Origin of the sequence: Comamonas faecalis (assembly GCF_039538025.1) — a bacterium.
GTDB classification, from domain to species: Bacteria; Pseudomonadota; Gammaproteobacteria; order Burkholderiales; family Burkholderiaceae_C; genus Comamonas_C; species Comamonas_C faecalis.
The window spans coordinates 1-20372 of record NZ_BAABBP010000020.1 but is presented as its reverse complement, the minus strand read 5'-3'; the positions used below and the strand labels follow the sequence as shown (position 1 = coordinate 20372).

Sequence of the window (20372 nt, the reverse complement as noted above, 5' to 3'; positions counted from 1 at the left end):
GTGCAAATCCAAGCCTGGCGAATGCCGGTACGACCGGCTATGGATTGCCGGGTGCGCCACCGCCCTGCGCCAGCGCCCAGGCCACGTGCTCGCGCACCAAGGCGCTGGGGTGGTCGATCCGCGCCTGCAGCGCGACGCGGATCGCATCGGTCTCTGCGCCGCGCGCCTGGCGCAGCGCATTGCCCAGCGCCACGGCGATGTTGCGCAGCCAGCGTTCGTGGTTGATGCGCCGCACCGGCCCGCCCTCGGTGCGCTTGAGGAAGGTCGCCTCGTCCCAGGCGAACAGGTCGATCAGCTGTTGGCCCACCAGCGGCGCGCGCTCGTCGAAGTCGGGCAGTTCGGTGGTCTGCGCGTATTTATTCCACGGGCAGATGGTCTGGCAGTCGTCGCAGCCGTAGATGTGGTTGCCCATCAGCGGGCGCAGCTCTTCGGGAATGGCGCCGTGGTATTCGATGGTGAGGTAGGAGATGCAGCGGCGCGCGTCGACCACGCCGGGCGCGACGATGGCGCCCGTGGGGCAGACGTCGATGCAGGCGGTGCAAGTGCCGCAGTGGGCGCTGACTGCTTCGGTTTCCTCCAGCGCAAAGTCGACAAAGATTTCACCGAGAAAAAACATCGAGCCCGCGTCGCGCGAGAGCACCATCGAGTGCTTGCCGCGCCAGCCCTGGCCGCTGCGGCTGGCCAGCTCTTTCTCCAGCACCGGCGCCGAATCGCAGAACACACGGTAGCCGAACGGCCCGGCCAGCTCCTCGATGCGGTCGCACAGTTTTTGCAGCCGCTGGCGCACCACCTTGTGGTAGTCGCGCCCCCGGGCGTAGAGCGAGACCACGCCCTCGCCGGGCTGCTCCAGCCGCGCCAGCTCGCGGCGCTGCCAGTCGGGCGGCGTGCTGCGCGGCAGATAGGGCATGCGCGCGGTGATCACGCTCACCGTGCCCGGCACCAGCTCGGCCGGGCGCGCGCGCTTGAGGCCGTGACGCTCCATGTAGTGCAGCTCGCCGTGCAAGCCCTGGGCCAGCCACTGCAGCAATCCCGGCTCGGCGGCGGACAAATCCACGCCGGCAACGCCGATTTGGGAGAATCCCAACTCCTGCGCCCATGCCCGTATCTGGTGGATCCATTGACTGCTGCTGACCATCGCCAAATTGTAGAAACCGCCCGCTCCCCCGCCCCCGCGCAAGGCCATTGCCTGTGCTGGGACGACGAGGACGAAACCGCCCGCTTTGCCGCCTGGCTGGCGCGCCAGCCGGGCCTGCGCAACGCGCTGCTCACGCTGCACGGCGACCTGGGTGCGGGCAAGACCACTTTTGCGCGCCACCTGCTGCGCGCGCTGGGCGTGGCCGGGCGCATCAAGAGCCCGACCTACGCGGTGGTCGAGCCCCACCAGGCGGGCGACCTTGCCATCTGGCACTTCGACTTCTACCGTTTCAGCGACCCGCGCGAGTGGGAGGACGCCGGCTTTCGCGACCTGTTCGCCAGCCCCGGCCTCAAGCTGGTGGAGTGGCCCGAAAACGCAGCCGGCCTTTTGCCCACACCAGACCTTGCTATTTACATTGAAGCAGAGGATGATGTCCGCCGACACGTGACGCTGCATGCTGCAACCGCTTTGGGCCAGACCCTGATCCAGGCCCTGCCCTCCCGTGATGCGTAGTACCCCCCCACCATCGGCCGACCCCGCCCGCCGCAGCCTGCTGCAGGCGGGCACTCTGGTGTTGCTGCTGGGCGCGCAGCAGATCGCGCGCGGCGCCAGCATCGTCGCGGTGCGCGTGTGGCCGGCGCAGGACTATTCGCGCGTCACCATCGAGTCCGACCGCGCGCTGGTCGCCAAGCAGTTCTTCGTCGCCACGCCGCCGCGCCTGGCGGTCGACATCGAGGGCATCGACCTCGACCCGGCGCTGCGCGAGCTGGTCGCCAAGGTTCGGCCCGACGACCCCAACATCGCCGGCATCCGCGTCGGGCAGAACCAGCCGGGCGTCGTGCGCATGGTGGTCGACCTCAAGCAGGAGGCGCGGCCGCAGGTGTTCTCGCTCACGCCGATTGCTGCCTACCAGCACCGGCTGGTGTTCGACCTGTACCCGGCCCAGGCGCCCGACCCGCTGGCCGCGCTGATCGCCGAGCGGCTGCAGCCGCACGCCGCCGCGCCCGCGCCGGCGCCCTTCACGCCGCGCGATGCCGGCGGCGACCCGCTGGGCGCGCTGATCGCCGAACGCATTGAGGGTCTGGAAGACACCATCGCCAACACAGCCCCGCCCGCTGCGCCGCCTGCCAGCGCAGCGCCTCCGAGAGTCGCTGCGGCACCCGCCCGCCCTGGCACGCCGTCCGTCGCCTCCAAGGTGCGCGCCACCGACCGGATGATCATCGTCGCGCTCGACCCCGGCCATGGCGGCGAAGACCCCGGCGCCATCGGCCCCGGCGGCACGCGCGAGAAAGACGTGGTGCTGCAGGTGGCGCTCCTGCTGCGCGAGCGCATCAACGCAACGCAAGTGGGCGGCAACCCCATGCGCGCCTTTCTGACGCGCGACGGCGACTACTTCGTGCCGCTGGCCACCAGAGTGCAGAAGGCGCGGCGCGTGCAGGCCGACCTGTTCGTCTCCATCCACGCCGACGCCTTCACCAACCCCGCCGCGCGCGGCGCCAGCGTGTTCGCGCTCAGCCAGAGCGGCGCCTCCAGCGCGGCCGCGCGCTGGCTGGCCAACAAGGAAAACCAGGCCGACCTGATCGGCGGCGTCAACGTCAAGACGCAGGACCAGCACGTGCAGCGCGTCATGCTGGACATGAGCACCACGGCGCAGATCAAGGACAGCCTGCAACTGGGCGGCACGCTGCTGGGCGAGATCGGCGCGATGGCCAAGCTGCACAAGCCGCGGGTCGAGCAGGCCGGCTTTGCCGTGCTGAAGGCGCCCGACATTCCCAGCGTGCTGGTCGAGACCGCCTTCATCAGCAACCCGCAGGAAGAGGCGCGGCTGAAGTCTGCGCGCTACCAGCAGCAGCTGGCCGACGCGCTGATGCGCGGCATCACGCGCTATTTCGCCAAGAACCCGCCGCTGGCACGCAGCCGCAGCGTGTGACCGACCGAGGAGACCCCACCCATGGCACAACCCCATCTGCAAAGCGGCCAGATTGCCCATCTGGCGCCGCTGGGCGCGCAGCTGTCGCAGCACGTCAGCACCGCGCTGTTCAAGGCCAGCCAGCTGGAGGTGGTGCGCCTGGTGCTGCCGCGCGGGCAGTCGCTGCGCGAGCACCGCGTGCCCGGCGAGATCACGCTGCAGTGCCTGGAAGGCGAGGTCCGGCTGCAGACCGACACCGGCACCGAGCTGCTGCGCGCTGGCGACCTGGTACACCTGGACGGCAACGCGCCCCACGGCCTGCAAGCGGTGCACGACAGCTCGCTGCTGCTGACCATCTGCCTGGCTCCCCGGGCCAACCCGGCTTGACACCAGGGGCTCATTCGCCCCACCCGGGCGCCGCAGCGCCCTGAAAACAGGGAAAACCCAGGTGTCATAACGCGATCCGTATGGCGAATATCGTGCACAGGGTATGGCGCAGCTGTGCCAACCCCGCACGATAAGCCATCGCCACAGCCGCCAGGCGCTAGCCCGACCAACGGCGCGCCCCACGGATCGCACCATGAACCACAACGACAACACCACCCCCATCCGGTTCTACTTCCGCCAGCAGATCGTCACCGTCCACGACGCGGCGACGACCTGCACCGTGCTCGACTGGCTGCGTGAGCGCCAGCGGCGCACCGGCACCAAGGAAGGCTGCAACGAAGGCGACTGCGGCGCCTGCACCGTCGTCGTCGGCACGCTGGACGCCGCCGGCCAGCTGCAGCTGGCCAACGTCAACGCCTGCATCCAGTTCCTGCCGACGCTCGACGGCAAGGCGCTGTTCACCGTCGAAGACCTGGCGGCGCTGGCACCCGCCGGCCAGGACGGCGGCGCTGCGCTGCACCCGGCGCAGCAGGCCATGGTCGACTGCCACGGCGCGCAGTGCGGCTTTTGCACGCCGGGCATCGTCATGACGCTGTTCAACCGTTACGAGGCGCACCAGGGCGGCGCGCCGCTGCCCACACGCCAGCAGCTGGCCGACGACCTGTCGGGCAACCTGTGCCGCTGCACCGGCTACCGCCCCATCCTGGACGCGGGCCAGCGCATGTTCGACCTGCCCGCCGCGCGGCTGGACCGCACCGCCGTGGAGCAGGCGCTGCAGCCGCTGCAGCGACCGCCGCAGGGCGGGTTGCACTACGCCGCCAGCCGCACGCTGGACGACGGCAGCACGCGCCAGGATCACTTCCACGCGCCGCGCACGCTGGACGCGCTCGCCGCGCTCTACCAGCAGCGCCCCCAGGCGCGGCTGCTGGCCGGCTGCACCGACATCGGCCTGTGGGTCAACAAGCAGCTGCGCGACGTGGGCGAGCTGATCTACCTGGGCCAGGTCGGCGAATTGCAGGCGATCGAGGAGCGCGGCGGCTGCCTACACATCGGCGCCGCCGCCTCGCTGGAGGACGCCTGGCGCGCACTCGCCGCGCACGCGCCCAGCCTGCACGAGGTGTGGCTGCGCTTTGCGTCTGCGCCCATCCGCCACGCCGGCACCATGGGCGGCAACGTGGCCAACGGCTCGCCGATTGGCGACTGCGCGCCCATCCTGATGGCGCTGGACGCCAGCGTGGTGCTGCGCCGCGGCAGCGCCACGCGCCAGATGGCGCTGACCGACTTCTACCTGGACTACATGAAGAACGCGCTGCAGGCGGGCGAGTTCGTGCAGTCCATCACCGTGCCGCTGGCGGCGCTGGCGCGCACGGTGCGCGGCTACAAGGTCAGCAAACGCTTTGACAGCGACATCTCCGCGCTGTGCGCCGGCATGAGCATCGAGGTGCAGGACGGCGCCGTCGCAGCCATCCGCCTGGCCTTTGGCGGCATGGCCGCGACGGTGCGCCGCGCCGCCCACGCCGAGGCCGCGCTGCTGGGCCGGCCCTGGACTCGGGAGAGCGTGCGCACCGCCCAGCAGGCACTGGCGCAGGACTTCACACCGATGACCGACTTGCGCGCCAGCAGCGCCTACCGCCTGCAGGTGGCGCAAAACCTGATCCAGCGGCTGTGGCTGCAAACGCGCGCCGACGCGCCGCTGATTGAAGCCGACAGCAACGTCTTCAGCGCGATGCCGCACGTGCTGGCCTGAGAGCGTGTTTACGATTTTTTCATGATGCCCGCAATGCAGCAAAAAGCCGCAATCGAGGCGCGCGCCGCAGGCCATGCTGGTGGCCTGGACAAGGTGCGCAGCGCTGAGTGCGGCTTTTTGCTGCATTGCCCGAAGGGTTGCCCCGCAAAAGCAGCGTCTGCGGCGTTGCAAATACTCGCCGGGCCACCAGCCCGGCTGCGCTTTGCGCCTTGCAGCCACCGCTTTTGCGGGGCAACGGGCACTATGAAAAGATCGTAAACACGCTCTGAGGAGACACGACCATGAACAAAGCCGTCCCTACTGCACTGCTGCAAAACGCTGGCGTCTTTGCCGACTACCAGGCCAACCAGCGCCAGCGCCTGAACGCATCCGCCGAGTCGCGCGCCATGGAAGGCGGCGCCCGTGTCGGCGTCAGCCGCCCGCACGAGTCGGCCGAGCTGCACGTCAGCGGCAGCGCCACTTATTGCGACGACATTCCCGAGCTGGCCGGCACGCTGCACTGCGCGCTGGGCCTGTCGCCCGTGGCCGCGGGCCGCCTGCTGGAAAGCGACCTGGCCGCGGTGCGCGCGATGCCCGGCGTGGTGCGCGTGCTCACCGCGGCCGACATTCCGGGCGAGAACAACTGCGGCTCGGTACTGCACGACGACCCCATCCTGTGCGACGGCGAGATCCGCTTCCTGGGCCAGCCGGTGTTTGCCGTCATCGCCCACACGCGCGAGCAGGCACGCCGCGCCGCCGCACTGGCCAAGACCGTGCTGAAGGTGGAAGCGGCCGAGCCGGTGCTGACGCCGCGCCAGGCGCATGAGAAGCAGCAATACGTCGTCCCGCCAATGAACCTGGTGCGCAGCACCAGCGGCCGGGACGAGTCGGGCATCCGCGCGGCCATCGCCAGCGCCCCCCGCCGCCTGACCGGCAGCCTGGACGTGGGCGGGCAGGAGCAGTTCTACCTGGAAGGCCAGATCAGCTACGCCCTGCCCAAGGAGGGCGGTGGCATGCATGTGCACTGCTCGACGCAGCATCCCAGCGAGATGCAGTTCCTCGTCGCGCACGCGCTGGGCGTGCGGGCGCATGCGGTGCTGGTCGAATGCCGGCGCATGGGCGGCGGCTTTGGCGGCAAGGAATCGCAGTCGGCGCAGTTCGCCTGCATCGCGGCGATCGCCGCGCGGCTGCTGGATCGCCCGGTCAAGCTGCGCCTGGACCGCGACGACGACTTCCTGATCACCGGCCGGCGCCATGGCTTCTGGTACGAGTACGACGTGGGCTACGACGACGACGGCCGCATCCTGGGCGTGGCGCTGCAGCTGGTCTCGCACGCAGGCCACTCGGCCGACCTGTCGGCCGCGGTGATGACGCGGGCCATCTGCCACTTCGACAACGCCTACTGGCTGCCCGAGGTGGCCATGCACGGTTTTTGCGCCAAGACGAACACGCAGAGCAACACCGCGTTTCGCGGCTTTGGCGGCCCGCAGGGGGCGATCTGCATCGAGTACATCCTCGACGGCATCGCCCGCAGCCTGGGCAGGGACGCGCTGGCGGTGCGCCGCGCCAACTTCTACGGCGTGGGCGAAAACAACGTCACGCCCTACCGCCAAACCGTCAGCGACAACATCATTGCGCCGCTGGTCGGCCAGTTGGTGGCCAGCAGCAACTACGCCGCGCGGCGCGAGGAGATTGCCGCCTTCAACGCAGGCAGCGAGGTGCTGAAGAAAGGCCTGGCGCTCACGCCGGTCAAGTTCGGCATCAGCTTCAACGTCAAGCACCTGAACCAGGCGGGCGCGCTGGTGCATGTCTACCTGGACGGCTCCATCCTGGTCAACCACGGCGGCACCGAGATGGGCCAGGGCCTGAACACCAAGGTCGCGCAAGTGGTGGCGCACGAGCTGGGCGTGAACTTCGGGCGCGTGCGCGTCAGCGCCACCGACACCAGCAAGGTGGCCAACACCTCGGCGACGGCCGCGTCGACCGGCTCCGACCTCAACGGCAAGGCCGCGCAGGATGCGGCGCAAAAAATCCGCCAGCGCCTGGCCGCCCACGTGGCGCAGCAGCATGGCGCGCGGATTGAGGACGTGCGCTTTGCCAACGACCAGGTCACCGTCGCCGGCAAGACGCTGGACTTCTCCGCCGTCGTCGCCAGCGCCTACCTGGAGCGCGTGCAACTGTGGTCCGACGGTTTCTACGCCACGCCCGGCCTGTCGTGGGACGCAAAAACCATGACCGGCCACCCGTTCTACTACTACGCCTACGGCGCGGCGGTGAGCGAGGTCGTCGTCGACACGCTGACCGGCGAGTGGAAGCTGCTGCGCGCCGACCTGCTGCACGACGTCGGCCAGTCGCTCAACCCGGCGATCGACATCGGCCAGATCGAGGGCGGCTTCATCCAGGGCATGGGTTGGCTGACGATGGAAGAGCTCGTCTGGCACCCCAAGAGCGGCCTCTTGATGACGCACGCGCCCAGCACCTACAAGATCCCGACGGCCAACGACTGCCCGCCCACCTTCAACGTGCGGCTGTTCGAGGGGCGCAACGCCGAGGACTCCATCCACCGCAGCAAGGCCGTGGGCGAACCGCCGCTGCTGCTGCCGTTCTCGGTCTTTTTTGCGATCCGCGACGCGATTGCCGCGGCCGGCGCGCCCGGCTGCGTGCCGCCGCTGCAGGCGCCGGCCACGAGCGAAGCCATCCTGCGCGCGATCACCGCGGTGCAGGCCGCGGCCCACTGAAGGCATCGCGCGCCGCCCACAGCTTTTCACCCACGCCGCCGCGCCCATGCCCCCAACGGCCCCGCACGACCGCCCCGCGCCCACGCCCGCCTCCGCGGGGCAGGCGCTCGACCGCATCGACCTGCACTTGATCCGCGTGCTGCACATGGTGCTGGTCGAGCGCAGCGTCTCGCGCGCCGCGCTGCGCCTGGGCATGCACCAGCCGGCCGTGTCGGCCGCGCTGCGGCGCCTGCGCCGCCTCACCGGCGACCCGCTGCTGGTGCGCAGCGGCGCCGCCATGGTGCTGACCGATGCGGCGGTGCAGATGATCGAGCCCACCGCGCAGCTGCTGCAGTCGGCGCAGCAGCTGTTTGGCCAGGCGCAGGCGTTCGACCCGCTGCAGACCACGCGCCAATTCAACCTGGCCGCCAGCGACTACCTCGACCCGCTGTTTCTGCCGCGCCTGGTGGCCGACATCAAGCACCGCGCGCCGCAGGCGCACGTGGCCATCCACGCGCTGACGCACGAGGCCGACTACCGTGGCCAGCTCGCCAGCGGTGAGATCGACCTGGTCGTCGGCAACTGGCTGCAGCCCCCGGCCGACCTGCACCTGGCGCGCCTGCTCAGCGACGAGGTGGTCTGCCTGGTCAGCACCCGCCACCCGGCGGTGCGCCGCGGCTGGGACGTGGCGCAGTGGCTGGCCGCCGAGCACATCGCGCCCATGCCCACCCACCTGGGCGCGCGCGGCATCATCGACCAGATGCTCGACCGCCAGGGCCTGGCGCGCAACATCGTCGCGCGCAGCGCCTACTTCGGGCTGATCCCGGCCATCGTCGCCGACAGCCTGCTGGTGCTGACCACCGGCCGCCAGTACTGCGAGCGCGTGGCCGCCCAGCTGCCGCTGGCCATCCTGCCCTGCCCCGTGGCCATGCCGCCGCTGCTGTACTACCAGCTGTGGCACGAGCGCTGCCACGCCTCGCCCGCGGTGCGCTGGCTGCGCGAGCGCGTGCGCAGCGCCGCCGCGCCCCCGCACGGCTAAGCCGTCCGCCCCGCCCCGCCCCTGTTCCCCCGTGCAACGCATTGACCGCCCCAACGACCGACAACAAGGAGACCCCATGAACTGGATCGAACGCGTTTTCAAACTGCAGGAACATGGCACCAACGTGCGCACCGAGCTCATCGCCGGCCTGACCACGTTCCTGACGATGGCCTACATCATCTTCGTCAACCCGTCCATCCTGGGCGACGCGGGCATGCCCAAGGATGCGGTGTTCGTCGCCACCTGCCTGATCGCGGCGCTGGGTACTGCGGTCATGGCCTTCTACGCCAACTACCCCATCGCGATGGCGCCGGGCATGGGGCTGAACGCCTACTTCGCCTACGCCGTCGTGCTGCACATGGGCTTTACCTGGCAGGCGGCGCTGGGCGCGGTGTTCGTCTCGGGCTGCCTGTTCCTGGTCGTCACGCTCACCGGCATCCGGCGCATGATCATCGACGGCATACCGCAGTCGCTGCGCTTTGCCATCACCGTCGGCATCGGCCTGTTCCTGGCGCTGATCGCGCTCAAGAGCGCGGGCATCGTCGTCGGCTCGGAGGCCACGCTGGTCACGCTGGGCGACCTGCACCAGCCCTCGGTCATCCTGGCGTCGCTCGGTTTTCTGCTGATGGTGGCGCTCGACCGCCTGCGCGTGCGCGGCGCCATCCTGATCGGCATCATCGCGGTCACCGTCGCCTCGTTCTTCTTCGGCGGCAACCAGTTCCACGGCATCTTCTCGGCGCCGCCGTCGATCGAGCCTACCTTCCTGCAGCTCGACATCAAGACCGCGCTGACCAAGGGTTTTCTCAACGTCGTGCTGGTGTTCTTCCTGGTCGAGCTGTTTGACGCCACCGGCACGCTGATGGGCGTGGCGCGCCGCGCCGGCCTGCTGGTGCCGGGCAAGATGGATCGCCTGAGCAAGTCGCTGCTGGCCGACAGCGCGGCCATCTTCGCCGGCTCGCTGCTGGGCACCTCCAGCACCACCGCCTACGTCGAGAGCGCCTCGGGCGTGCAGGCGGGCGGGCGCACCGGCCTGACGGCGCTCACCGTCTCGGTGCTGTTCCTGGCCTGCCTGTTCATCGCGCCGCTGGCCGGCGTCGTGCCCGCCTACGCCACGGCGCCGGCGCTATTCTTCGTCGGCTGCCTGATGATGCGCGACCTCACCGAGATCGACTGGGACGACTCCACCGAGACCATCCCCGCGGCCATCACCGCGCTGATGATGCCCTTCACCTACTCCATCGCCACCGGCCTGGCCTGCGGCTTCATCAGCTACGCGCTGATCAAGCTGTGCACCGGCCGCGTGCGCGAGGTGCACTGGATGGTGTGGATCATCGCCGCGCTGTTCATGTTCAAGTTTGCCTACGTGGGGGGTTGAGATGGCACGACAGGCCTACCGCGCGCAGCTGCTGCGCTTTGACCCGCAGGGCAAGGCCTTGTACGACAGCGACGGGCTGCTGGTGACCGAGCGCGGCGCTGACGGCGTGGCCCACGTGCTCGACGCCGGCAGCCACGCCGCCGTGGTCGCCCGCCATCCGGGCCTGGCCACGACCGACTGGAGCGGGCGCCTCATCGCGCCCGGCTTCATCGACATGCACGTGCACTACCCGCAGCTCGACGTCATCGGCTCGCCCGCCGACGGCCTGCTGCCCTGGCTGGAGCACTACACCTTTCCCGCGGAAAAACGCTTTGCCGACCCGGCCCACGCCACCGAGGTGGCCGGCTTCTTCCTGGACGAGCTGCTGCGCAACGGCGTGACCACGGCGCTCACCTTTGCCACCACGCACCCGGCGTCGGTCGACGCCTTTTTCACCCAGGCGCAGGCACGGCGCCTGCGCATGATCAGCGGCAAGGTGCTGCAAGACCGCCACAGCCCCGACGGCCTGCGCGACGAAACCGAGCAAAGCCTGATCGACAGCGAAGCGCTGATCGAGCGCTGGCACGGCAAGGGACGCCTGGGCTACGCCATCACACCGCGCTTTGCGCCGACCAGCACCGACGCGCAGCTGCAAGGTGCCGGCGAGCTGGCCGCGCGCTACAGCAACACCTGGATTCACTCGCACGTAGCCGAAAACCACGACGAAGTGCGCTGGGTGGCCGAGCTGTTCCCCCAGGCGCGCTCCTACCTCGACGTCTACCAGCGCTTTGGCCTGCTGCGCCGCCGCGCCGTCTACGCCCACTGCATCTACCTGGACGGCACCGACCGCCAGCTGATGCACGAGACCGGCGCGGCCGCCGCCGTCAGCCCCACGAGCAACCTGTTTCTGGGCAGCGGCTTCTTCGACTTTGCCCAGGCGCGCGAACAAAACATGCTGCACGGCCTGGCCAGCGACGTGGGCGGCGGCACCAGCCTGTCGCCGTTTCACACCATGCTGGCCGCCTACTACACCGGGCGCGAGGGCCAGACCAAGCAGGGCCTGAGCCTGGCGCCCACCGAGCTGTGGTGGCGCCACACCGGCGGCGCCGCCCAGGCGCTGGGGCTGGACGGCGTCGTCGGCACGCTGCAGCCCGGCAGCGAGGCCGACTTCATCGTCCTCAACCCCCAGGCCACACCGCTGCTGGCGCGCCGCACGCAGCGCGCCCAGAGCCTGGAAGAACTGCTGTTCGCCCTCATCGTGCTGGGCGACGACCGGGTGGTCGAGCGGGTGGTGACGGCGTAGGCGGCATCAACGGCACGGCCCCGCCCGGCCCATGCCGGGCATCCAGGCCACAACATCCGGCCCAACCCAGCTTGGCGGCCCCTGCTCCGCCACCTGTTTCCCATCAAGTTACTTGTGTATCAAATAGTGTATAAGCACGCCCTATCCGAGAAGGGAGACGCCCGGGCGCCCAGGCGGGCAGGACGCACGAACAAGGCTTGAGAAAGGCTTGAGCCATGCATCCTGCCGGCCTAGCACGGCAAGACCATGCACAAGACGACAACGGCCCCGGAACCGCGAAGGGCAGATCGGGGAGCGGCCCTGGCGACGCTCCTCGCCGCCACGCTGGCCCTGGGCCTGCCCGCCCTGCAGGCGCAGGCGCAGCCGGCCGAGGGCGCGGTCATCGACGGGCAGCAGCAACAGCGCCAGCAAGAACGCGACAAAGCCCTGCGCGAGCGCATGGAGCCCGCCGCCGACGCCCTGCGGCCACAGGCCACACCGGTCGCGCCGGACATCCCCACTGAAGAATTCCCTTGTTTCCCGTTGCACGCCATCGCCCTCACAGGCCCCCGGCTCGACCACGTCCCCTGGCTCCGGGATGCCGCCGGCGTCGCCTGGGAGAGCCGGCCCTGCCTGGGCGCCCGAGGCATCGAGGCCGTCATGGCGCGCCTGCAGCAGGCCCTGCTGGAGCGCGGCTACGTCACCTCGCGCACCATGGCCGTGCCCCAGAACCTGCAGGACGGGGTGCTGTCCATCGCCTTCCTTCCGGGTGTCCTGCGCGATGTCCGGTTCAGCCCGGACAGCACGGGCCACACCTCGCTGGCCACGGCGCTGCCCGCCGCGCGCGGCGAACTGCTGCAGTTGCGCGACGTCGAGCAGGGCCTGGAGAACCTGCAACGCGTGCCCAACGCCAGCGCCGACATCCGGATCGCCCCGGCCGAGGGCGACGGCGCCGGGCCGGGGCAGAGCGACCTGGTGGTCTCCTACCGCGCGGCACCGCCCCTGCGCACCAACCTGACGCTTGACAATGGCGGCACCCGCGCCACCGGCAGGACGCAGGCCACCGCCACCGTCTCGTGGGACAACCCGCTGGGCCTGAACGACCTGCTGTACGTCAGCGCCGGCAGCAGCGTCGGCAACGGCGGCGGCCGGGGCACGCGCAACGGCGCCGCGCACTACTCGGTGCCCATGGGCTACTGGCTCGCTGCACTGACCGGCTCGCGCAACAAATACCACCAGAGCGTCGCCGGCGCCTACCAGAGCTACATCTACAGCGGCACCTCCAGCACAGTGGACTTCACGCTCAGCCGCGTGATCCACCGCGACGCCTCGTCCCGGACCGTGGCGGGCGTGCGGTTCTTTCACCGCACCTCGTCCAACGCCATCGACGACACGGAAATCGAAGTCCAGCGCCGGCGCACCGCGGGCTACGAGCTGAGCCTGTCGCGGCGCGGCTACCTCGGGCAGGCGGTGCTGGACGCTGGCCTGGCCTTCAAGCGCGGCACGGGCGCCTTCGGCGCGCTGCGCGCCCCCGAGGAGCCCTGGGGCGAAGGCACTTCGCGCATGCGGCTGTTCACCGTCGACGTCGCGCTGGCCGGCACACTGGAGATGGCCGGCCAGCGCCTGCGCTACTCCAGCGCGTGGCACGGACAGTGGAACAGGACGCCGCTGACGCCCCAGGATCGCATCGGCATCGGCGGGCGCTACACCGTGCGCGGCTTCGACGGCGAGAGCACCCTGCTGGCCGAGCGCGGCTGGTACTGGCGCAACGACCTCGGCCTGCCCATGGGCGCCGCCGCCGAGGCCTTCGTCGGCCTGGACGGCGGCCACGTCGACGGCCCTTCGGCCCGCTTCCTGGCCGGCCGCTCCCTGGCGGGCGCAGCCGTCGGGGTGCGCGGCGCCTGGCGCGCGCTCTCCTACGAGGTCTCGCTGTCCACCCCTCTCAAGAAGCCCGAGCACCTGCGCACCTCCCGCGCCAACCTCGCGCTGAACCTCGCCTGCAGTTTTTGAAGAGGCTCCGCCATGAACAAGCACCTTCACCGCGTCATCTTCAACAAGTCCCGCGGCATCCGCATGGCGGTGCAGGAGAGCGCCTGCAGCGGCGGCAAAGCCAGCAGCGGCGCCACGCAAACGGGCACTGCGCGCGCGCCATACGATGCCCCCGCCCTCCGCACCGCGCCCCGGCTACTCGCGGCGGCCTCGCTGCTGCTGGCGGCCCAGGGCACGCTGGCGCAAATCGCCGCCGACCCCGGCGCGGCAGCGCACCAACGCCCCACCGTCCTGCAGGCGGCCAACGGAGTCCCCCTGGTCAACATCCAGACACCCTCGGCCGCTGGCGTCAGCCGCAACGTCTACCGGCAGTTCGACGTCGGCCAGGGCGGAGCCATCCTCAACAACAGCCGCACCCAGGCACAGACCCAGCTGGGCGGCTGGGTGCAGGCCAACCCCTGGCTGGCAGCGGGCGGTGCCAGGGTCATCGTCAACGAGGTGAACTCGTCAGCGCAATCCCGGCTGATGGGCCCGCTGGAAGTCGCCGGGCAGCGCGCCGACGTGGTCGTCGCCAACCCCTCGGGCCTGGTGGTGGACGGGCTCACGCTCATCAACGCCGCGGGCGTGACGCTGGCCACGGGCCGCCCCCGCTACGGCACGGGCGGCAGCCTGGACGGCTTCGACGTGCAAGGCGGCAGGATCGCCATCGAAGGCGGCGGCATGGACGCCACGCAGGCCAATTACGCCCACATCCTGGCGCGCGCCATCTCCGTGAACGCCGGGCTGTGGGCGCAGGACCTGCGCATGGTCGCCGGTCCGAACCAGACCGACGTCGCCGCGGGCGCGCAGCGCAGCGACGCGGGCGCGGCCTCCGGCCCACCTCCCCCGTTCGCGCTGGACGTGGCCCACCTGGGCGGCATGTACGCGGGCAAAATCTTCATCATCGGCACCGAAGCCGGACTGGGCGTGAGGAGCGCGGGCACCATTGCCGCCACGGGCTCGCTGAGCCTGGGCACAGACGGAGAACTCGCCAACGCCGGCACCTTGCGCGCAGGCACAGGGATCGACATCGCCGCCAGCTCCGTGCGCAACAGCGGGACGATCGCCACGACCGATCACGGCGCGGCATTGCAGATCGCGGCGCTGGGCGACATCGACAACAGCCACGGCGGCACACTGGAGGCCGCGCGGCTGTTGCTGGACAGCGCCCAGGGCAACATCGACAACCGGCAGGGCACCATGCGCCAGACGGGCGCGGGCCAGACCGACATCGCGGCACTACGCATCAGCAACACCGCCGGGGGAAGCATTGGCGCGCAGCCGCCGCAAAGCACGGGCACGCCCGGCGCAGACGGCGGGCCGACGCCCGGGGCGGGCTCGGGACAAGACCTCCCGCAGGACGGCGGCGGCGGCGAGTCCCCACCGCCACCCGGGACGACCCCTCCTGCTGAAACGACACTTCCCGCCGGCCGCATCACGGCTGCGGAAGGCGCGCTGCTCAACGACGCGGGGCGGATCTACGCTGGCGGATCGATCCATGCAGCGACGGACGACCTGGACAACCGCAACGGCACGCTGGAGCTGGCGACGCTTGCAATCGCAAAGGCCAACCTTCTCAATACCGATGGCACGCTGCACGCAAGCGAGCGGCTCGATGCCAGCGTCGGGCTCGTCGACAACACCAGGGGCAGCCTCCAGGCCGGACTGCTGAACATGGACGTCCAGGGCGACATCCTCAACCACGATGGCGTGATCGCGGCCCTGGGCCATGGTCAGAATGCCGCCCACGCATCCATCCACGCGGGCGGACGCATCGCCAACGTCCACGGCGCCATCGACTCGGCGGCAACGCTGGACATCGGCAGCAGCGGCGACATCGACAACCTGGAGGGAGCGCTGCGCTCCAACGGCGACCTGCAAGTGCGCGCCGACAGTCTGGACAACGGCGGCGGACGCATCCATGCCTCGGACGGCGCGCTGCAGCTGCAGGTCTCCGGCGCCCTGGCCAATGCCCAGGGCAGCATCTTTGCCGCGGCGGGGCTTGATGCCTCGGCCGCGCGCCTGGTCAACGACGGCGACATCCGCTCCGCAGCCGGCCTGCAGCTGAGCGTCACGCACACGCTGGAGGACGGGCAAGGCCGCATCACCGCGGCGCAGGACCTCGGCATCCATGCGGCGAACCTGCAGTCCACGGGCACGTTGGGCGCCGGCATCCAGGCCGACGGCAGCCTGGCCGGCAACGCAGGCCTGTCCATCCATGCCCAGGGCCTGCTCAGCGCACAGGGCCGCAACCTCGCCGCAGGCCACCTGCAGATGCAAGGCCTGGGCCTGGATCTATCGCACAGCGAGACCGTCGCCCGCGACATCATCCTGCACGCCCTGCAAGACGACATCGTCACCGATGGCGCGGTGCTCGGCGCAACCCGGACACTGTCGGCACAGGCGAACCAGTCCGGCAGCCAGGCCCTGCGCAACACGGGCGGCCTGATCAGCGCCCAGGCCCTGCACCTGGACGTCGCCAACCTGGCCAACACCCAGGGCGGCCGGCTCCTTCATACCGGCGATACCGACCTGCTCATCACCCTGGGCGACGGACACGGCACGCTGGACAACTCCGAGGGCAGCATCAGCGCCAACGCCCACGACCTGGCCGTGCAGGCCGGACGCATCCTCAACCGCGGCGGCCGTATCGAACACGCCGCCCAAGGCACGCTGAGCCTGCAGGCCCACGACTACATGGGCGCGCAGGGCCACCTGGCCACCAACGGCCAGCTGCAGGTACAGCTGGCCGGGCACCTCGACAACGACGAAGGCAGCCTGGACGCCGGCAGCGTCTCCATCTCCGCACAGGACATCTCCAACCGGCAGGGGCGCATCACCCACAGCGACACCGAAGACCTGCGCATCGCCACCACGGCCGACCTCGACAACACGGGCGGCCACATCCTCGCCAATGCGCACGCCATGCAGCTGGACGTGCACGGCACCCTGACCAATGCCGGTGGCCGCATCGAGCACGCGCCCTCCGCACCCGACGCCCTGCTGCACATCCAGGCCGCAACGCTGGACAACAGCCTCGGACGCATCGCCTCCAACGCGGCGCTGCAGGCCAGCACCACCGGCGAACTCCAGAACCGCCAAGGCCAGCTCGCAGCGCACCGCGTCGACGTCGCCGCGCAAGGCATCGACAACCGGAACGGAACGATCGCCCAATCCGGCTCCGGCGCCATGCGCCTGGCCACCACCGGCGCAGACCTCGACAACGACGGCGGCACCATCGCGAGCAACAGCAGCGCATTGAGCATCTCCGTGGCCGGCACCCTGCACAACGAGCACGGCATCCTGCAGCAGTCATCCACCGACGCAGACGCACGGGCCACCATCACGGCGCACGCGCTGCAAGGCGCCCAGGGGCAAATCACCATCGACGGAGACGTCGCACTGCAAATCGATGCGCTCCTGGACCACACCGCAGCCCGCCTGAGCGCGCACGGCATCTCGGTGCAGGCGCACACCATCGTCAATGACGCGGGAGAATTCGTGCAAACCGGCCACACCGCGGCCGGGCAGATCACCGCCACCGGTGCTCTGGGCAACCGCGGCGGCACGATTGCCGGCAACGCGCACATGACCCTCCAGGCGCAAAGCCTGGACAACCAAGGCGGAAGCATTCTTACCGCCGCGGGCCGGGACATCGCCATCGCCACCACCGGCGCCCTGGACAACCGCCAGGGACGGATCGCCTCCGGCGCCGGCGTCACGCTGGCGGCCGGCTCCCTCGACAACGACCACGGCAGCCTGAGCGCCCAAGAGGCCATCGACGGGCAGGTCGGCCATGCCGTGATCAACCGGCAGGGCCAGATCGCGGCCAGGGGCAGCATCAGCCTGCAGGCCTTGGAACTGGACAACACCGGCGGCCTGCTCGCCAGCACCGGCGGCGACCTGGGCCTGCGCATCGACCAGCAGCTCACCAACGGCAGCGGCGCGCTGCAAGCCGCACAGGCCCTGGAAATCCACAGCACTGGCGTGGACAACACCGCGGGGCGGATCGTCGCGCAGACCGTGGCGCTGGACGCCGGCACCGCCCGCATCGACAACCTCCAGGGCAACATCACCGCCCTGAGCGCCGACGGCACCCTGTCCATCCAGTCCGGCGAGCTGCGCAACGACGCCGGCCTCATCCAGTCCCAAGGCGGGCTGCACGTCGACACCCACGGGAAACACCTCTCCAACACCCAGGCCGGGCTGCATGGCGGCCAAGCCGGCGGCATCGTGGCCGGCGGCCCGCTGACATTGCATGCCGCGAGCCTGGACAACCGCAACGGCTTCATCGGCTCGGGCGCCAGTATGCACCTGGCGCTGGATCCTGCCGCCGCGGGCGCCATCGACAACCGCCAGGGGCAACTGCTGGCCATGGGCGACCTGGCCTTGAGCGCGCCAGCAGCGGCGCTGGACAACCGCTCGGGGCTGATCCGCTCGGCCGGCCAGGCCACGCTGGCCGCAAGCCACATCGACAACGGCGCCACCGCCGGCGCGGATCTGGGCATCGAAGGCGCCAGCGTCGCCCTGTCCGCGCAGACGCTCGCCAACGCGCAGGGCCGCATCGTCGCCGACGCCGATGCGCAGATCGACGTGCAGACCCACATCGACAACGCCCAGGGCCTGCTGTCGGCGGGCCGGGACATCGCGGTGGGCGCGGCCGGCCCCGCCCCCGCGCAGGCACCCCGGCTCGACAACGATGCGGGACGCATCCTGGCCGGCCGCGACATGGCGGCCACGGTCGACAGCCTGCAGGGCAAGGGCCTGCTGCAGGCCGGCGCCGACCTGCACCTGGGCACGCGGCAAACCCTGCACAACGAGTCCCTGATCGAGGCCCTTGGCGACCTGTCCGTCTCCAGCGCGGGCGACATCGTCAACCAGGGCACCCTGCGCGCAGGCGCGCAGCTACACGTCCAGGCCAACGGCATCGACAACACCGCAACAGGAGAAATGAGCGCCGGTGCGGCCACCCACGTCGCCGCCGCCGGGCAGCTCGCCAACCGCGGCCTCATCGACGGCTCCCGCACCCGCATCGACGCAGCCATCCTCGACAACACCGGCAGCGGCCGCATCTACGGCGATCACCTGAGCATCGGCGCCGACACCCTGCTCAACCGCCAGGAGGACGGCCAGGCGGGCAGCATCGCGGCGCGCCAGCGGCTGGACATCGCCGCCCGCGACATCGCCAACGAGAACGGCGCCCTGATCTACAGCGGCGGCGACCTGGCCATCGGCGGCCTGCTCGACGCCGACGGCCACGCCGGGCAAAGCGCCCAGCGCCTGCGCAATGCGGGCGCCTCCATCGAGTCCGCCGGCGACATGGTGCTGGCCGCACAGCAGCTGGACAACCTGAACCTCGGCTTCTCCACCCGGCAGGAGCAGTACGTCGACAGCGCCGCCGAAACCTACGTCTACATGGAGCACAACCTCTCGGGCCCCAGGTACCTGGAGACGGACATGGGGCGCTGCTTCAAATGCGCAAGCGACCGCCAGGACACGGGGCTGCCGGACGTGAACCGCTACGAATACGTCGCGCCCAGCACCCTCTACCCCTTCGAGGCCGGCTACCAGAGATCGCCCTACATACTGCCCGGCCAATTCATCAACGTGCCCACGGAGACGGGGGAAACCATCCCCCAGCGCTTCAGTTACGCCGAAGATGACCCGGTCTGGAGCCTGTTCGGCGTCGCCTACGGCGACACCTCCCTTCTCAAGCAAAAACTCCAGGCCTACAACAACGACTTCATGAACCGCGCCTCGCGGCACTTCACCGTCGTCAACATCAACCGGCGGGAAACCACGCAGACCGTCGTCGACAACCACGGCCTGGCCGCAAGAATCGTCAGCGGCGGCAACATGGATCTGCGCCTGGCCGAAGGCCGCAACGACAACAGCCAGATCCTGGCCGGCGCACGGCTGGACATCCAGGGCGGGCAACTCATCAATGAGGAAACCCTGGGCACCCGGCAGGTGCGGGACCTGGGCTCCTGGCGCATGGACAACGTCGAGTACAGCCCCTACGTGCACCGTGTCGGCCAGGCCGGCAGCGGCGCCTACGCCGTCACCACCATCGACGAGACCATCCGCCTGGGCACCGGCCGGATCCAGGAATACACCGCGGCATCCCCATCCAGTCCCATCGGCGGCCAGGCCCCGAGCCCCGGCACCACCATCGAGACCGCCGCCACCGGGCACATCGCACCCATTGGCGCCCCCGCGGCGCAACCCGGCGACGTAGCCATCGATGCGCCAGCCGGCACGGCGGGCCAAGGCGCGCACGCCACGCCGGATGCCGCGGTCGGCACGCTCGCCGCAGCAGACATCGCCCAGGCCCAGGCCGGCGCTGGCGGCACCGGCACGGCCGCCAGCGCCGGCGCAAGCGCCGTGATGCGCAGCTCGCTGCCCGCCATCGCGCTGCCCACGGCCAGCATCTTCAGCCTCATGCCCGGCTCCAGCGCCACCCACCTGGTGGAGACCGACCCGCGCTTCGCCGACTACCGCCAGTGGCTCAGCAGCGACTACATGCTCGGCGCCCTGGGCCTGGACCCGGGCGCCACTCTCAAGCGCCTGGGCGACGGCTTCTACGAGCAACAGCTCATCCGCGAACAGATCGCGCAGCTCACCGGCCAGCGCCTGCTGGCCGACCACGCCAGCGACGAGGCCCAGTACGGGGCGTGTCCGAATTTTTGTGTAAACGGGTCGGACTTCAATTGACGGAGATGCGGTCTCCGAACTGAATGGTAAAGCGGGTCAGCGCGGCCTTCCAATCCCGGATGGGCATGGTCCACTTCTGGC

11 protein-coding genes are annotated in these 20372 nt (G+C 70.2%); 10 read left to right on the top strand and 1 reads right to left on the bottom strand.

Annotated features, from left to right (window positions below; translation table 11 throughout):
- Positions 1-37: 37 nt before the first annotated feature.
- Positions 38-1135: a tRNA epoxyqueuosine(34) reductase QueG gene (gene queG, locus ABD767_RS11445; protein ID WP_344869694.1), complete on the bottom strand. Its 1098-nt coding sequence runs from the start codon at positions 1133-1135 to the stop codon at positions 38-40.
- Here queG and tsaE point away from each other — a divergent pair.
- The 10 genes from tsaE (at position 1118) to ABD767_RS11395 (ending at position 20291) form a co-directional block, all read left to right on the top strand.
- Positions 1118-1648: a tRNA (adenosine(37)-N6)-threonylcarbamoyltransferase complex ATPase subunit type 1 TsaE gene (gene tsaE / locus ABD767_RS11440; protein ID WP_103045975.1), complete on the top strand. Its 531-nt coding sequence runs from the start codon at positions 1118-1120 to the stop codon at positions 1646-1648. The genes queG and tsaE overlap by 18 nt on opposite strands.
- Complete coding sequence (locus tag ABD767_RS11435) at positions 1641-3065, top strand: N-acetylmuramoyl-L-alanine amidase (RefSeq protein ID WP_103045974.1); 1425 nt, start codon at positions 1641-1643, stop codon at positions 3063-3065. The genes tsaE and ABD767_RS11435 overlap by 8 nt, the downstream gene beginning before the upstream one ends.
- A gap of 21 nt (positions 3066-3086) precedes the next feature.
- The gene (locus tag ABD767_RS11430) at positions 3087-3431 is read left to right on the top strand and encodes a cupin domain-containing protein (RefSeq protein ID WP_103045973.1); all 345 of its coding nucleotides are present in this window, start codon (positions 3087-3089) and stop codon (positions 3429-3431) included.
- Between the two features lie 193 nt (positions 3432-3624).
- Complete coding sequence (xdhA, locus tag ABD767_RS11425) at positions 3625-5178, top strand: xanthine dehydrogenase small subunit (protein WP_103045972.1); 1554 nt, start codon at positions 3625-3627, stop codon at positions 5176-5178.
- Between the two features lie 281 nt (positions 5179-5459).
- Entirely contained in the window at positions 5460-7895 is a 2436-nt protein-coding gene (gene xdhB / locus ABD767_RS11420; RefSeq protein WP_103046014.1) for a xanthine dehydrogenase molybdopterin binding subunit, read from the top strand.
- 46 nt (positions 7896-7941) lie between these two features.
- On the top strand, positions 7942-8913 hold the full coding sequence (locus ABD767_RS11415; RefSeq protein ID WP_344869693.1) for a LysR family transcriptional regulator: 972 nt from the start codon (positions 7942-7944) through the stop codon (positions 8911-8913).
- 76 nt (positions 8914-8989) lie between these two features.
- The gene (locus tag ABD767_RS11410; protein WP_103046016.1) at positions 8990-10288 is read left to right on the top strand and encodes a solute carrier family 23 protein; all 1299 of its coding nucleotides are present in this window, start codon (positions 8990-8992) and stop codon (positions 10286-10288) included.
- A gap of 1 nt (position 10289) precedes the next feature.
- Entirely contained in the window at positions 10290-11570 is a 1281-nt protein-coding gene (gene guaD, locus ABD767_RS11405; protein ID WP_103046017.1) for a guanine deaminase, read from the top strand.
- A 246-nt stretch (positions 11571-11816) separates the two neighbouring features.
- Positions 11817-13559, top strand: a complete 1743-nt coding sequence (locus tag ABD767_RS11400) for a ShlB/FhaC/HecB family hemolysin secretion/activation protein (protein ID WP_103046018.1) — start codon at positions 11817-11819, stop codon at positions 13557-13559.
- Positions 13560-13571: 12 nt separating this feature from the next.
- Positions 13572-20291, top strand: a complete 6720-nt coding sequence (locus ABD767_RS11395) for a two-partner secretion domain-containing protein (RefSeq protein WP_103046019.1) — start codon at positions 13572-13574, stop codon at positions 20289-20291.
- The last annotated feature ends 81 nt before the right edge of the window (positions 20292-20372 follow it).

Coding starts and splice junctions, on each gene's coding strand:
- queG (WP_344869694.1), bottom strand. CDS start 1,135: ATGGTCAGCAGCAGTCAATGGATCCACCAGATACGGGCATGGGCGCAG.
- ABD767_RS11435 (WP_103045974.1), top strand. CDS start 1,641: ATGCGTAGTACCCCCCCACCATCGGCCGACCCCGCCCGCCGCAGCCTG.
- ABD767_RS11430 (WP_103045973.1), top strand. CDS start 3,087: ATGGCACAACCCCATCTGCAAAGCGGCCAGATTGCCCATCTGGCGCCG.
- xdhA (WP_103045972.1), top strand. CDS start 3,625: ATGAACCACAACGACAACACCACCCCCATCCGGTTCTACTTCCGCCAG.
- xdhB (WP_103046014.1), top strand. CDS start 5,460: ATGAACAAAGCCGTCCCTACTGCACTGCTGCAAAACGCTGGCGTCTTT.
- ABD767_RS11415 (WP_344869693.1), top strand. CDS start 7,942: ATGCCCCCAACGGCCCCGCACGACCGCCCCGCGCCCACGCCCGCCTCC.
- ABD767_RS11410 (WP_103046016.1), top strand. CDS start 8,990: ATGAACTGGATCGAACGCGTTTTCAAACTGCAGGAACATGGCACCAAC.
- guaD (WP_103046017.1), top strand. CDS start 10,290: ATGGCACGACAGGCCTACCGCGCGCAGCTGCTGCGCTTTGACCCGCAG.
- ABD767_RS11400 (WP_103046018.1), top strand. CDS start 11,817: ATGCACAAGACGACAACGGCCCCGGAACCGCGAAGGGCAGATCGGGGA.
- ABD767_RS11395 (WP_103046019.1), top strand. CDS start 13,572: ATGAACAAGCACCTTCACCGCGTCATCTTCAACAAGTCCCGCGGCATC.